Annotated in this window: 13 protein-coding genes; all 13 read left to right on the top strand. The window is 44.7% G+C overall.

All coding sequences use genetic code 11. The features are described from left to right. A partial coding sequence (locus tag ACW12G_RS03235; protein WP_455647258.1) for an ROK family protein occupies positions 1–759 on the top strand: 759 nt, incomplete at its 5' end. Positions 760–843: 84 nt separating this feature from the next. After that, on the top strand, positions 844–1,212 hold the full coding sequence (locus ACW12G_RS03230; RefSeq protein ID WP_010001231.1) for a winged helix-turn-helix transcriptional regulator: 369 nt from the start codon (positions 844–846) through the stop codon (positions 1,210–1,212). A gap of 362 nt (positions 1,213–1,574) precedes the next feature. After that, positions 1,575–2,624, top strand: a complete 1,050-nt coding sequence (gene pheS / locus ACW12G_RS03225; RefSeq protein ID WP_055308308.1) for a phenylalanine--tRNA ligase subunit alpha — start codon at positions 1,575–1,577, stop codon at positions 2,622–2,624. Between the two features lie 2 nt (positions 2,625–2,626). Beyond that, entirely contained in the window at positions 2,627–5,083 is a 2,457-nt protein-coding gene (gene pheT, locus ACW12G_RS03220) for a phenylalanine--tRNA ligase subunit beta (RefSeq protein WP_455647257.1), read from the top strand. A gap of 81 nt (positions 5,084–5,164) precedes the next feature. Further along, positions 5,165–6,451, top strand: coding sequence for a UDP-N-acetylglucosamine 1-carboxyvinyltransferase (locus ACW12G_RS03215; RefSeq protein WP_029509904.1), 1,287 nt, complete (start codon positions 5,165–5,167; stop codon positions 6,449–6,451). 89 nt (positions 6,452–6,540) lie between these two features. After that, positions 6,541–6,807 (top strand): type B 50S ribosomal protein L31, encoded by a 267-nt coding sequence (locus tag ACW12G_RS03210; protein ID WP_010001225.1) that lies wholly within the window; start codon positions 6,541–6,543, stop codon positions 6,805–6,807. A 123-nt stretch (positions 6,808–6,930) separates the two neighbouring features. Continuing rightward, positions 6,931–8,307 (top strand): 23S rRNA (uracil(1939)-C(5))-methyltransferase RlmD, encoded by a 1,377-nt coding sequence (gene rlmD / locus ACW12G_RS03205; RefSeq protein ID WP_455647256.1) that lies wholly within the window; start codon positions 6,931–6,933, stop codon positions 8,305–8,307. Between the two features lie 54 nt (positions 8,308–8,361). Then, positions 8,362–9,687, top strand: coding sequence for a UDP-N-acetylmuramoyl-tripeptide--D-alanyl-D-alanine ligase (locus tag ACW12G_RS03200; protein WP_455647255.1), 1,326 nt, complete (start codon positions 8,362–8,364; stop codon positions 9,685–9,687). A 26-nt stretch (positions 9,688–9,713) separates the two neighbouring features. Next, positions 9,714–10,874, top strand: a complete 1,161-nt coding sequence (locus tag ACW12G_RS03195) for a serine hydrolase domain-containing protein (protein WP_455647254.1) — start codon at positions 9,714–9,716, stop codon at positions 10,872–10,874. 43 nt (positions 10,875–10,917) lie between these two features. Beyond that, on the top strand, positions 10,918–12,474 hold the full coding sequence (locus tag ACW12G_RS03190; RefSeq protein ID WP_029509900.1) for a DEAD/DEAH box helicase: 1,557 nt from the start codon (positions 10,918–10,920) through the stop codon (positions 12,472–12,474). A gap of 139 nt (positions 12,475–12,613) precedes the next feature. After that, positions 12,614–13,795, top strand: coding sequence for a bifunctional folylpolyglutamate synthase/dihydrofolate synthase (locus ACW12G_RS03185; RefSeq protein WP_455647253.1), 1,182 nt, complete (start codon positions 12,614–12,616; stop codon positions 13,793–13,795). Further along, entirely contained in the window at positions 13,792–15,198 is a 1,407-nt protein-coding gene (locus tag ACW12G_RS03180) for an MFS transporter (RefSeq protein ID WP_455647252.1), read from the top strand. Before ACW12G_RS03185 ends, ACW12G_RS03180 begins: the two co-directional genes overlap by 4 nt. A 30-nt stretch (positions 15,199–15,228) precedes the next feature. Beyond that, complete coding sequence (locus ACW12G_RS03175) at positions 15,229–15,861, top strand: JAB domain-containing protein (protein WP_146977326.1); 633 nt, start codon at positions 15,229–15,231, stop codon at positions 15,859–15,861. The last annotated feature ends 290 nt before the right edge of the window (positions 15,862–16,151 follow it).

Raw genomic sequence — 16,151 nt, 5'->3', positions numbered from 1 at the left:
GAAAAGACGTTAGATCAGGTGATTGCGTTCTTTGACCAATATGATAACATCGACGCCATTGGGATTGCCGCCTTTGGGCCAATTGATATTGTGCCTGAATCAAAGACTTACGGCTATGTGCTGGACACGCCAAAACACGGCTGGTCAGGGTATAATTTCTTAGGCCGGATGAAGGCTTGGCGTGATATTCCTTATTACTGGACCACGGATGTCAATGGGGCTGGTTGGGCTGAGTTTACCACAGGGGCTGCCAAAGACGTTGACAATATGGTGTATTTGACAGTCGGCACGGGTGTTGGGGCCGGTATTGTCTCTGGTGGACACCTTGTCAGTGGTTATGGTCACCCAGAAGCCGGTCATATCTTCTTGCAAAAGCATCCAGAAGACACGTATGCGGGTCATTGCCCATTCCACGGTGCGAACTGTTTGGAAGGTTTGGCAGCTGGACCAGCCATCGAAGAACGCTGGGGCATGAGTGCCAAGGAAATTCCTGATGATCATTTGGCATGGCGCATGGAAGCCTTCTACTTGGCACAAGCGATTTTGGATTATACGATGATCTCGCGTCCAGAAAAGGTGGTACTTGGTGGCGGCGTGCCACACCGTGAGATTCTTTTCCCCTTAATTCGGGAAAGCTTTGCGGAACAAATGCATGATTATTTGGCAGTGCCACCATTGGATGACTATATCGTGCCAGTGGCTAATGGCGATAATGCCGGCATCCTCGGTTGCTTCTATTTGGCGAAAACATTGCGATAACCGTTGTTTAGTTAAATACTTACTTTTTGTCAAGTTGCGCGCTTTGTGTTACTATGAACACATCAATAACTCAGAGGGAAAATGATGGCAAAATTAGCAGAACATACAGAGGATTTACTCTGCGAGAATTTCACCAATACATTTCAGATTTTAGGTCGTAAATGGAATGGCCTGATCATTGAAACGTTGCTGATTAGCGGGCCAAAACGTTTCTTAGAATTGTCACGGGCGATTTCGGGCTGTTCTGACCGTGTGTTGGTTGAACGTCTGAAAGAACTTGAAGCCGTACAGTTGGTTAACCGTGTCACTTATGAAAATTCTAGTCTCATTGAATATAAGCTGACGGAGTCTGGTGAAGCAATGCGTCCGTTGATGGCAGCAATTCATGAATGGTCTGATCAATATAATAATGTGGCCAAGACAAAACATGACGACACAGACGCTTTAGCATGATATACTAGAGTTGTAGTCTAGCGCGTTTTAGTGCTGTGCCGTTATGGCAAATAGTCACTAAAATAGGTGCTAAAACAGTAAAATATGTTTTAAACACGATGAATGACCTAGTAATGATAGAACAAATTTAGCGAGCAATACAAGTTGGTGAAAGTATTGTATTTGCGTCTATGATGAATTTCAGTCAGGAGTGATTGGTTTAATCACCAACGTTTTGACAGCGTTATTGTCACTTAGAGCTGACGTTAGTCAGAAAATTGGGTGGTACCACGATCAGACGTCCCATGTTATCTCACGATAACATGGGACGTTTTTTATTCACGTGATTAAAACATCAGGCGTCGTATTGAAAGGAAATGATGATGAGTTTAACTGAAGAACTAACAGCATTAAAGGCTTCAGCCGTAGAACGAATTAACGCCGCAGACGCAGATATTGAAGCGTTGCGCGTCAGTTTGCTGGGTAAAAAAGGCGAATTAACTGCTTTACTGAAAGGGATGAAGGACGTTGCGCCAGAAGACCGCAAGGCAGTGGGCGAAATTGGCAACGATGTGCGCCAAACTATTACCGCTTTGTTGGCGGAAAAAAAGGCAGCTGCTGAAGCAGCAAAGCTTGAGGCACAATTGGCAGCTGAAACGATTGATGTGACGTTGCCAGGTAGTGCACATGTTGTGGGACAACCCCACGTTTTGCAACAAATTATTGATGAAATTGAACAACATTTCTTAGGTTTAGGCTTTGAAGTGATTGATGATACCGTTGATTCACCGGAAGTTGAAACCGACGAATATAACTTTGAACGGGAAAACTTGCCAAAGGACCATCCGGCCAGAGATATGCAAGATACTTTCTATATTACGCCTGAAATCCTGTTGCGGACGCAAACGTCCCCCGTACAATCGCGTTCATTAGAAAAGCACGACTTTTCAAAGGGACCCCTTAAGATGATTGCGCCTGGAAAGGTTTATCGTCGTGACACGGATGATGCGACGCATTCACACCAATTCCATCAAGTTGAAGGGATGGTTGTGGGTGAAAACATCACAATGGCTGACTTGAAGGGCACTTTGCTCTCAATCATGCAAGCCTTGTTTGGCGAAAAGCATCAAATTCGGATGCGGCCATCATATTTCCCATTTACTGAACCTTCAGTTGAAGTTGACGTATCTTGGAATGAAGTGACACCAGATACCAAGCCAGAAGATATTGAGTGGATTGAAGTGTTGGGTGCGGGGATGACGCATCCCAATGTTTTGCGTATGGACGGGATTGACCCAGAGAAGTATTCAGCGTTTGCCTTTGGCTTAGGCCCAGATCGTTTTGCGATGTTGAAATATGGCGTCGACGATATTCGGCAATTCTATTTGAACGATGTCCGCTTCTTGTCACAATTTAACCGAAAGGGGAACTAAACATGAAAACGAATTTAACATGGTTAAATGATTATTTAGACCAAACCATTGCGTTAGATCAACAAGCGGTAGCGGATTTAGCTGAACAAGTCGCCCGCACGAGTGTAGAAGTCGATAGCGTCACTACATTGGCGCAACAACAAGATGGTCTTGTTGTTGCTGAAGTTGTCAGTGTTGTACCACACCCAGATTCTGATCACATGGTTATCACACAAGTCAATATTGGTGAACCTGAATTGGTACAAGTTGTGACAGGGGCACCCAACGTAGCCGTGGGCCAATTGGTTGTTCTGGCTAAAGTTGGGGCACATATTATTAATCGCGAATCAGGCGAATTAATGACCTTAACAGCCGCTAAGCTACGTAGTGAAATGTCTTATGGGATGTTGGTAGCCTTACAAGAAATTGGGTTTGATAATAAAATTGCACCGAAAGACTTTGAAGCGGGTATTTATGTCTTTGGACCAAATGATGGTGTGCAACCTGGTGATGATGCCTTAGTGGCGCTGGGCATGACAGATCCCGTGTTGGATACTGATTTAACGCCTAATCGTGCGGATATGCTTTCAATGATTGGAACAGCGTATGAATTTGGGGCGATGTTAAAGCAACCAGTAACTGAGCCAGCATTTGATTTAGTCGAATATGAGACGTTAGCGCGTGATCAAGTTGATGTCGTGATTGAAGATGACACTTTGGCACCAAAGTATGCTTTGCGCGTGGTGAACAACGTGACGGTTGGGGATTCACCACTCTGGCTGCAAAAAGCACTTTGGAATGCGGGTATGCGACCAATTAACAATATTGTTGATATTACGAATTACATGATGTTGATGTATGGGCAACCTTTGCATGCGTTTGATTTTGATAAGTTATCGGATAAAACCGTGCATGTGCGTCGTGCTAAAACAGCGGAACAATTGGTGACGTTGGATGACCAAACGCGTGATCTTCGTCCGGATGAAGACATCGTGATTGCCACTGCTGATGAACCATTGATGCTTGCTGGTGTCATGGGTGGTGCCAGTTCAGAAGTTGATCATACGACACGACACATCGTTTTGGAAGGTGCTGTGTTTAATCCGAGTTTGGTGCGCGCGACGGCACGTCGTCATAATTTGCATTCAGAAGCTTCGGCTCGCTTTGAACGTGGCGTGAACTGGGATGCAACCTTTACGGCTTTGGATCATGCCGCACAATTGGTTGATGAATTAGCCGGTGGCCAAGTAGCCCGTGGCCGAGTGGTTGCAGCCGATACACCTTATGAAGAAATTGTGATGCCATTGACGGCGGCACGTGTGAATCAAATTCTTGGCACATCGTTGACGCTTGCAGATATTGCTGCCATTTTTGATCAATTAGCCCTGGACTATCAAATTGCAGCGGACACCATTCAGGTGACCTTGCCAGCGCGTCGACCAGATCTACGAATTGAAGCAGATTTGATTGAAGAAATTGTGCGCCTTTATGGTTATGACAATTTGCCTGTGACTTTGCCTTATGGGCCAACAACACCTGGTCACTTAACATTACGTCAGCGTCAAATTCGTGCAAGTCGTCGTATTATGGAAAGTTTGGGCTTGAATCAAGCCATTTCCTACGTCTTAACTACACCTGAAAAGGCACAACAATTTGCTGAAAATCCTGGTGAAAGGGTTGTCACGTTGAATTATCCAATGAGTTCAGATCGGACGACCGTTCGTCAAAATCTATTAGCGGGTCTATTAGAAGATGTTGTTTATAATGTCAATCATGGCGTGTCCGACGTGGCACTTTATGAACAGGGGCGTATTTTTATTGGGACTGACGACAATACGCAGCCAACTGAAATGGAACATTTGGCTGGTGTTTTGACGGGTACACGCGCAACTTCAAGTTGGCAACAGGATAAAACGCAAAAGCCAGTTGACTTCTATGATATGAAGGGGATTGTTGCTGAATATTTGGCCCAAATCGGTGTTGAAAATGTGCGTTATGAAGCGACAAAGCGCCACCAAAACATGCATCCGGGGCAAACGGCTGATATTTACAGTGGCGATGTTTATCTTGGTTTTGTGGGGCAAATTCATCCTAAGGTGACACAAGCCTATAAGTTAGCACCGGTATTTGGCTTTGAACTGAACTTGTTTGCAGTGATGTCACAAGTAACTGGTGACGTTGCTTATGCCCCAATTTCACGTTTCCCACAAATGCGACGCGATGCGGCGTTGTTGGTTGATGAACACATTCAACATGCTGACATTGTCGCCCTGATTCGTGAAACAGCTGGTGACAAGCTGGTGGATGTGCAGTTGTTTGATGTCTACACAGGGGATAATTTGCCTGCCGGTAAGCGCTCATTAGCCTATACATTGACGTATCAAGATAATGATGAGACACTAGTTGAAGCAGAGGTTAACGCTGACTTTGAACGGGTAACCAATGCATTGATCGCGCAACTTCATGTGGAAGTGCGTTAAAATCTTTTCTAATTAAATTTGAGTTAAGTCTGTTGGCACGGTATAATTATCAATGGACTATAACGATTACAAGGAAACCTCATGGCTAAAATAATTGTACACGGCGGCAAGCGCCTCCATGGTGAAGTCACAATTGGTGGCGCAAAAAACTCAACAGTAGCACTTATTCCTGCTGCTATTTTGGCGGATACACCAGTGACTTTTGATACTGTACCTCAAATTCTCGACGTGAAAAATTTGCAACTCATCTTGGATGCAATGAACGTTCAGTCAAAATTTGAAAATGGCAATTTGGCCATTGATCCGACACAAATTGTGGAAAGTGATTTGCCAAGTGGCGCAATTAAATCACTTCGTGCCTCTTACTATTTCATGGGGGCTTTACTTGGCCGCTTTAACCGCGCAACGGTGACTTTCCCTGGTGGGGATAACTTGGGCCGACGTCCGATTGATCAACACATTAAAGGTTTTGAAGCGCTTGGTGCCAAGGTAACGGAAAGCAACGATATTATCCATATTGATGCCACAGAAAATGGGCTAGTCGGCGCACGTATCGCTTTAGATACGGTTTCAGTTGGTGCAACAATCAATATTATTTTGGCTGCGGTGCGTGCTAAGGGTCAAACGATCATTGAAAACGCGGCACGTGAACCAGAAATTATTGATATTGCAACATTTTTGAATAACATGGGTGCCAACATTCGTGGCGTTGGGACGGATACCATTCGTATTTCAGGTGTGCCAACATTAAAGGCGACAAACACGCATACGGTCATTCCTGATCGGATTGAAGCCGGTACTTATATGAGTATGGCGGCAGCCTTTGGTGATGGGGTGACGATTAAAAACGTTATTCCAGAACATTTGGAGTCTTACACATCAAAATTGATTGAAATGGGTGTGAATTTGGACATCGGTGAAGATGCGATTCACGTCTACCCATCAGACGCTTTACAACCAGTTAATATTAAAACGATGCCTTATCCAGGCTTTGCTACTGATTTACAACAACCAATCACGCCACTATTGTTGATGGCTGAAGGTGAAAGTGTCATTCAAGATACAATCTATCCAAAGCGCGTGAAGCATATTGCAGAATTGCGTCGTATGGGCGGTGATATTGATTCTGAAAAGCCTGGTGAAATTCGGGTTAATCATTCACCACGTCTTGTCGGCACAGATGTTGCTGCTGCCGAAATTCGCGCGGGTGCAGCTTTAGTTATTGCTGCGGTGATGGCTGATGGCGACACTGTGATTAACGATGCTGATCATATTTTGCGTGGCTATGATCGTATTCAAGAAAAGCTTGCTGGTCTAGGCGCTGATATTACGATTGAAGGCATTGATTTAATTAATTTGATGCCATAGTCTTGTAATTTCATACGGCACATGATAAACTGTACTAGTTATAAACTGACTCTGTGACAAAAGTCTCAGGGCGCTAAGGAGAAATGATTATGCGAGCAGACATTCACCCAGAATACCGTCCAGTGGTTTTCCTTGATGCAACAACAGGTAAGAAGTTCTTGTCAGCTTCTACTGCAACATCAAACGACACGACTGAATTTGAAGGTAAAGAATACCCAGTTATCCGTTTGGATATCACATCAGACTCACACCCATTCTACACAGGTAAGCAAAAGTTTACACAAGCCGATGGTGCGGTCGACAAGTTCAACAAGAAGTTTGCTGGATTTGGTTTCAAGAACAACGAAGACAAGTAATTGTTCTGATAAAAGCGTTCACTTTGGTGAACGCTTTTATTTTTTAAAGCATAAAAAGAGAAAGGTTAGTAGTGCCATCATGACTGTTGGCTAGGATGATGCGCTACTTGCAAGGTGGAGACGATGCCACGAACAATTTTGCCAGTAAAACTGCATGAACAACTGACGGTGACTGTCGATGATATCCGAATTGATGGGATGGGAATCGTCAATATTACCCCCACTTATCCGCTTTATGTCGCGGATGCACTCCCAGGTGAAAAAATCACCATTGAAGTGACGCAAGTTGACAAATTCTCGGGCTATGCCAAGGTATTGCAACGCTTGGTGGCATCAGATCAACGTCAAAATAGTGATCGCCAGTATCTAATCGATGCGGGGACAGCCCCGCTTGTGAATCTTAAGTACCAAGCGCAACTTGACTTGAAACAGGCACAAGTTCAACGGTTGTTTGCCCAACGCGGGTTAGACGTGACGGTCGCACCAACCATTGGGATGGCGGATCCGACGTATTATCGCAATAAAACAATTGTCCCAGTTAAGTGGCAGAATGGCCATTTAACAAGCGGCTTTTATCGTCGTGGGACGCATGATTTAGTGCCAATGACAGACTATTTTGTCAATGATGCTAAAATTGATCAAGCCATTGTTGTGGTTCGCGATATCTTAGAAAAGTACCAAATTAGTGCGTTTGATCCGGATAGCCAAACCGGTGCAATTCGCTATATTATGATTCGACGTGGCTATTATTCGCATGAATTAATGGTTGTACTCGTCTCAAACGACGCAACTATTCCGCATGAGGCAGATGTGATTGCGGCATTGCGCGCTGAGTTGCCTGAATTAAAAAGTTTAATTTTTAACTTTAGTCCAAAAAAAGACTTTGTTTTGTTAAGTCCCAACAATCGAACATTATGGGGTGAGGATGCGATTCATGATACGTTGCTCGGGTACCAATTTGTTATCGGACCGAATTCGTTTTATCAAGTGAATCCGCAAACAACGGAAGTCCTCTATGATCTCGCAGCGCAAAAAGCGCAGTTGCAGCCAACCGATACGGTTATTGATGCCTATTCAGGTATTGGTACGATTGGGATTACGGTGGCCAATCGGGTGAAGCAAGTCTTAGGTGTTGAAGTGGTACCAGGCGCAGTGGCGGATGCACAACATAATATGCGGCTTAATGGGATTCAAAATGCCACTTATTTGTTAGCCGATGCGCCAGAACAATTTAAAATCTGGGAAGCGGCACAACTGCAGCCAGAAGTGGTCTTTGTTGATCCGCCTCGGCGTGGGCTAACGAGTGAATTAATTCAAGCAACCGTCGATATGGGGCCAGAACGCTTGGTTTATATTAGCTGCAACCCAGTCACTTTGGCGCGGGATGCCGCTGAAATTGTGCAAAAAGGCTATCAGATTGAAGGCCCAGTACAACCAGTTGATCAATTTCCACAGACATCCCATGTGGAAAGTATTACGGTTTTTAAGAAAAATTTCTAATCAAGTCACGCGTGTGCGATAGTTGCTATCGCTGGGGATATTTTTGGAGAACACATGGATTATTCAATAGCAAAAATTGGCGACATTTTAAACGCCAAAACACAAGGTAGTGGCCAAGTCACAGGCGTGAGCTTTAACTCACGCCAAGTGGTGCCAGGGGATTTATTTGTGGCTTTAGTCGCTGATAACGATGGGCATCAGTACATTCAAGATGCCTTACAGCGTGGGGCAGTAGCCGTTTTGGTTGATGATCAACACGACATCCCAAACGATGTACCAGCTGTGGTTGTGCCAGATACGCTGATTGCGCTACAACAACTGGGCGCTTTTCGTCGCCAGGAGTTGAACCCTAAAGTAGTTGCCATTACGGGCTCTAATGGGAAAACAACCACAAAGGATATGACGGCTGCGGTGATGGCGAAACGTTATAAAACCTTTAAAACACCAGAAAATTTCAATAACGAGATTGGTGTGCCGATGACGTTGTTGACCATGCCAGCCGATACGGAAGTATTAGTTGTTGAACTGGGGATGGATCGGCCAGGTCAATTGACGGCACTTTCCAAACTAGTTGTGCCGGACGTGGCGATTATTACCATGATTGGTGAAGCGCATATCGAATTTTTCCAAACACGCGCTAAGATTGCTCAAGCTAAATTGGAAATTGTGGCTGGTCTGAAACCAGATGGCGTCTTGTGCATTCCGTTTGATGAGCCGCTGTTAACGCAAGCGGCTATTGCCCAACAGGTGGTGTTGTTTGGCGACGGTGTCTCGGCAGTTCAGGGCGATGCGACGACGACAACATTTACGTATCAAGAAACTCGATTTGCAATTCCGTTAATTGGCGGTTATAATATTATGAATGCGCTCGCAGCAGTTTCAGCGGGTATCTTACTACATATTGATTTAGACGACGCCGTTGAGGCGCTACAAACATTTGATTTGACTAAAAATCGCACAGAGCGACTCGTGACAGCACGCGGCGTGAATTTGATTAGTGATGTTTATAATTCAAATCCGACGGCCGTAGCAGCAGTTCTGGCGACATTAAAAGCAATACCGGCATCACACAAGTATGTTGTGCTGGGAGATATGTTAGAATTAGGCGAACAAGCAGCCACATTACATGCCAATTTGGCCAAAGAAATTTTGGCAGCAAACGTGACTGGTGTTTACCTTGTTGGGCAATTGTTTACGGCAAATACAGCCCCAATTTTAGCGCCACACTTTGATTCAGAGCACTTGCATTTATATGACACACATCAACTTGATGCACTTATTGCAGACCTTAAGACGTTAGGGGATGCAGGGGATGTGATCTTATTAAAAGCAAGTCATGGCATTCATCTAGAAAACGTTGTTAATGCATTAGTACAATAGTTGTTGTATTTTTGGGGGATGCAGAGTTGAAACGCACGCAACACAATACCAGGCGACGTCATTTATGGCATACTGGTATTTTGGTTATGTTACTGCTAGGTGTTGTTAGCCTATCGAGTTTGGTTGCTTTGAGAACAACTGCTGATGCAAAGATTTCCAAAGCGCTGATGAAACGAGCAAAGGCCGACAATGGTCTAAGAACTGCGATGAGTGATCAAACGGTTTTTCTAACCCATAATCAGCAAGCAGTACAGTTAGATCAGCAGCTAAAAGCCGCTGGCTATGTCGGTTCCGCGTTAGTTGTGTCGCATGGGCAAGTAATTTTGCAACAAGGCTATGGTTATGCCAACCAAGCCAAGCAGCAATTAAACAATGCACAATCATTGTTTCAAATTGCCTCTTTGCAAAAAAGCTTTACCGCAACGTTGATTATGCAACAAGTGCAGGCTGGAAAGCTCAGCTTGGATACGACGTTAGCAACGTATTACCCGGATGTGCCAGATGCCAATCAAGTGACGATTCGCCAATTGATGACGATGACGAGTGGCTTGGGTGAGTATATTCTGGGGCATCAGGTGACAACCGAACAAGAAAACGTCGCCTTTGATGCAGCGCATGTGCGACTACTGGGATCAAAGGCTTGGGCTTATCAGGCGGTGAATTATCGTTTGTTAGCTGGAATTTTGATGAAAATTACGGGACAGTCGTATGATCAGTTATTTGATCGGGTCTTTAATCAACAATGGCAGCTCAACGTTGTTGATTATCGCCACTTTGTGACGCAAGCGCATCGCACAACTGGTTATCAAACACGCAGCTACAGTGAGCCAACCGCAGATAACCCAGGATTATTTGCCAGAGAGACAGGCACTGGCAATATGGCCATGACAGTCGGCAAGCTGTATGCTTATTATCGCCTACTGATGCAACATCGGATTGTTGACAGTCAGTGTTTACAGGCGATGTGGACACCCGTACCTGGGGAATCGTATAGTGCCGGTTTGTATCATCATGCGCAGTATCGTGATGGACACGGTGTTATTACCGGATATGAGCCGACTGTACTGTTCACGCCAGATGGTCAAGATGCGGTCATCTTATTGAGCAACGTATTTGAAAAGGGTAAGAGCTGGCAACCGCTAGCTAAAACCCTCTTTACACAAATTACAGCGATAAAAACGTCATAACGGTTTATCGCACACGCGCCAAAGCGCGCAGAGGAGAGAAATTTTGAAGTTTAGTGAATTAGGTTTATCACAAGATATTTTGGATGCCATTACAACACATGGTTATGTGGAAGCAACACCAATCCAAGAAAAGACAATTCCGCTAACATTAGCGGGTAAAGATGTTATTGGTCAAGCGCAAACAGGAACTGGTAAGACAGCTGCCTTTGGTTTACCAATTTTAGAAAACATTGATTTAGATAACAAAAATATTCAAGCATTAATCGTGTCACCAACACGTGAATTAGCGATTCAAACAGCAGATGAATTGAAGAAGTTGGGTCATGACAAGCACGTTGACGTGCAAGTTGTCTTTGGTGGTGCAGATATTCGCCGTCAAATCCAAAACTTGAAGTCACATCCACAAATTTTGGTGGGAACACCAGGCCGTTTGTTGGATCATATTAACCGTAAGACAGTTAAAATTGATCAAGTGAAGACATTGGTTTTGGATGAAGCCGATGAAATGTTGAACATGGGCTTCTTGGATGACATCGAAGCCATCATTAAGAACACACCTGCAGACCGTCAAACATTATTGTTCTCTGCTACAATGCCACCAGCAATCAAGCGGATTGGTGTCAAGTTCATGACTGACCCTGAACATATCCAAATTGAAGCTAAGGAATTGACAACTGACTTGGTTGATCAATACTTTGTTCGCGCACGTGATAACGAAAAGTTTGACACAATGACACGTATCTTGGATGTACAAGCACCTAAGTTGGCGATTGTGTTTGGTCGTACAAAGCGTCGTGTTGAAGAATTGGCCCGTGGTTTGGAAGCCCGTGGTTACCATGCAGCTGGTTTGCACGGTGATTTGACACAACAAATGCGTTCACGCGTGTTGTCACAATTCAAGTCACACGAAATCAACATTTTGGTTGCAACTGATGTGGCAGCCCGTGGTTTGGACGTTAAGGATGTGTCACACGTCTATAACTTCGATATTCCACAAGATCCAGAATCATACGTTCACCGTATTGGCCGTACAGGTCGTGCGGGGGCTGAAGGGGTGTCAGTCACTTTTGTTGCTCCAAATGAAATGGATTACTTGCGTGCAATTGAAGACTTAACTAAGAAGCGCATGACACCGTTGCAACCTGCAACACTACAAGAAGCACGTATTGGCAAAATCAAGAACGCTGCTGGTGAAGTGTCAAAGTTGGTTAACACAGTTGATGCTGATGACATTCAATCAGAAGTTGAAAAGTTGACAGCACAATACAGCTCAGAACAATTGGCAGCGGCTTTGTTGTCATCTGTTGCTGATTTGGAAAAGCAAAACACACCAGTTGAAATCACACGTGAACGACCATTGCCACGTCGTCGTGGTGGTAACGGTGGGTCATCATCACGTCGCAGCGGTAGCAGCGATCGTCGCGGCAATGGTGATCGCCGTGGTGGTAACCGTGAACGTCGCGGTAATGGTGGTCCACGTCGTGAAGGTAATGGCGACCGTCGTTTTGGTGATTATAAGCGGCGTGATGGTCGCTCAACAGAACGCCGTACGGGTGGCGCACGTAAGAGTCGTGAATTTACAGTTCGCGAAAAAGATTAATTTTCGCACCAACAAAGCGTTTTAAATCCGGCGTTGTGTGACGCTCAACCATGCAACACGTTTTATAAAGTTATACGATGAAACCGTCCAAACAAGTGTTGGATGGTTTTTCATTAGTTAAGGGTGAAGGAGACAGACGATGCAAACAGTTGCTGAAGCGATTGCTTATATCCATAATCGACCTAAAGGTGGACAAAAAGAGTCCTTGGCACGCATGCACACGTTGTTAGCGGCATTGGGTCGACCACAAAATACGTTGCCACCAGCTATTCACATTACGGGTACTAATGGCAAAGGGTCGGTTGCCACGATGACCAGTAATATTTTACGTGTCGCTGGGTATCGCACCGGTCTGTTTATCTCACCCTTTATCACTGATTTTCGTGAACGTATTCAGATTAATAATAACTTAATACCAGCAGAAGACTTATTAGCGGTCACGCAACACGTTGCCGATGTGTTGGTGACAGTTGATGCCGCTTTGGCACCAGATATACCAACTGAATTTGAGGTCTTAACGGCCATTATGATGACTTATTTTGCGCAGCAAAATTTAGATGCCTTAGTGATTGAGGTTGGGATTGGCGGGCAATTGGATTCAACCAACGTGATGCCCAATGCACGGGTCGCAGTGATTACCAGTGTTGGCTTGGATCATCAAGCCTTACTTGGTCCTACGATTGCAGCGATTGCCACGCAAAAAGCGGGGATTATTCATGATGACATGGCGGTTGTGATTGGTGATTTACCAGATGAGGCGCAAGCAGCAATTGCTGCAATAGCTAAAAGGCCGCTCATACAAGGTCAGCTGAATGCGTATGCACAAGGCTTGCCAGGGACTTATCAAATTCAAAATACGGCCACGGCAGTGGCTGCCATTACTGCCTTTGATGATCGAATCACATCAACGCAAATCCAACAAGGATTAGCCGAGAGTCGGTTTTCTGGTCGTTTTGAACGTCTCAAGCCCAATGTATTACTTGACGGGGCCCATAATGTTGATGGCTTAAGACAGCTGCATCAGGCCTTGCAAGACTTAGATGAGCAACCGGAGACAATCACGTTAGTTATTGGCAGTCTCATGGATAAAAATGTGGCGCTAGCTTTTGATGACCTCTTAAAAGATCATCGTCTCCAAATTGTGTTAGTCCCATTAGTTGGGCCGAATGGGCGCCATAGTTTAGACATCGCAGCAGTGGCGCAACAATACGGGCTAGCCACTGCCGACAGCTGGCAGGCAGCGTATCAAGCTAGTTCATCAGATTTGATTGTATTTACTGGGTCACTATATTTTGTGAGTGAGGTGAGAGGAAAAATATGAAACAAGTTGAAACAAAATTATCAGCACGCTTAATTTTAAGTGTGTTAGCCATTGGCTTACTAGGCTTCACCGATATTATGTTGGAAACGGCTTTAAACGTGAGTTTTCCAATTTTGATGACCACATTTAATGTCACGTCAAGTACGGTCCAGTGGTTAACTTCCGGTGTCATCTTGCTTACCAGTATGGTGGTTATTTTGTCACCCTGGCTGAAAAAGCGGTTCACGAATCGTAGTCAATTTATTGTGGCAACCCTGATTTCGATTGCTGGTGTGTTGATTGATGCGGTGAGTCATGATTTTAGCTTTACCTTATTTGGCCGCTTGCTCCAAGGTATCGGTGGCGGTGTTGGAATGCCACTGATGTACAATGTTATTTTTGAACAAGTACCAGAGAATAGACGCGGCACAATGGTGGGCCTTGGGTCGTTAATTATTTCCTTTGCGCCTGCCATTGGGCCGGCTTTTGGTGGTTATTTAACGCAAAATTATGGCTGGCGAACGGTATTTTGGGTTGTTTTACCCGTGCAAATTGGGTCGTTGATTCTTGGGTGGTTTACAATTAAGCAAGTCTCAGTGGTGGTCAAAGAAAAGCTGGATTGGATTGGTTGGTTGCTCTTGAGCACGTTCTTTGTCACCGGGATTTTCATGATCGAACGGATGAGTACACATGGCTTTACCAATGGCTATAGTATCGGCCTTTTTGTCATCATGTTGGGTAGTATTTTGACCTATCTGTGGTATGCCAAACGCGAACCGTCACCATTGCTTGATCCGCAAATTTTTAAGTTTAAGACATTTTCATTTAGTATTGCCGCATCATTTGTGACGCAAACCGTGAACTTAACCTTTAACTACGCCATTCCAATGGCTTTGCAAATTGTGCTTTTCCAAAATGCGCAGGTGGCTGGTTTAGCGTTACTACCAGGTGCTTTGGGTTATGCCTTCATGGCGATTGTGTCAGGCCGACTTTACGATCGCTACGGGGCTAAATTGCCGATTATGATTGGGTTAAGCTTGATGATGATTGGGACATTGTGCATGGCTATCCTCCCATTGAGTGTTGCCAATATGACATTGAGCTTTATGATTGTGCAACTCGGCGCTGGCTTCTGGTTTGGTAATAACATGACCCATGCGGTCAGCCATGTGGCGGTTGCGCATCAAAATGCCGGGAACTCGATTTTCTCAGCCACGAATAACTATTCAGCAGCCGTGGGTATTGCCTTAGCTGCTGGTGTATTAGCGATTTTCCAAAATCAGGTAGTGGATTCAAAAGCAGCCTTTGTTGCGGCAACACGCGCTGGTACTGTTTGGATGTTTAGATTAGATATTTTGTTGATTGTGATTGCTGGGAGTTTGTCCCTTTGGGCATTACGTGTTGTGAAGCAACGCGCATTATAACGTATCATCTCACAGAGAGGTGAGATGACAGTGACATTAAATGACCAAATCAAAAAGTACTATGCAACGTTGGGACAAGATGCGACGCAGCAATTGCACATGCTGCGCCGTTTTTTTCCAAATGACTATGATCTCAATGAAATGACACAGGATAATCAAGAAGATTTTATTGCCCAAAATCCTACGATTAACCGCGCGTTGCTTATTGGGATGGCGATTGGTCGTCAGGTCGCTAGTGTGACCCGGCCGAAAATGTTAAGTGCGAAATTTTCGGAAGAAATTGGACACTATGCGCAAAAACAACTGGGTCACTTACCCCAAGAACAATTATGTGTGGCGTTATTAGATGCGCAACTGAACGTGATTGGCTGGGAAACCATTTTTGTCGGTAGTTTAACGCATGTTCAAGCATCCCCACGGGAAATTTTTCAGCGTGTCCTCAAGGCCAATGCGCTAGGTTTTATGATGATTCATAATCATCCTAGTGGTAATGTGACGCCATCAGATAGTGATTTACAGTTTAGTCAACAATTACAAAATTTGGGCACACAACTTGGAATGCCCATGTTTGATTCTTTTATTGTCACAGGTGACAGCTATTGGAGTATGTCAGAAAATCAGCAGCTCACCAAACATTGGACACAAGGAACGACTTCTGAGTGATCAGTGTGCGTGATAAACAGACGTATCGCAAGACCATTAGGCCCGCGCCTGGGGTGTTTCCTGCGATGCGTCTTTTTTTGTCTCTCAAAAACTGGTAGAATGAAATAGATTGATTTCATAATGAATAGAAAAGGATAAGCTGTTGCTCTGATCGCTAGTCAGTCAGGGCAACAGCCCATAACAATATGACAACAGAAAAACCAGCAGTATGGTACGGACATCTGCATACGGATTAATATACGGGCGCACGTCGTGGGCGGATTCATAGCACCCGCGGTACGTGTGAGGCG

This window comes from Leuconostoc sp., assembly GCF_965300815.1.
This window is presented reverse-complemented; position numbering and strand designations above follow the sequence as displayed.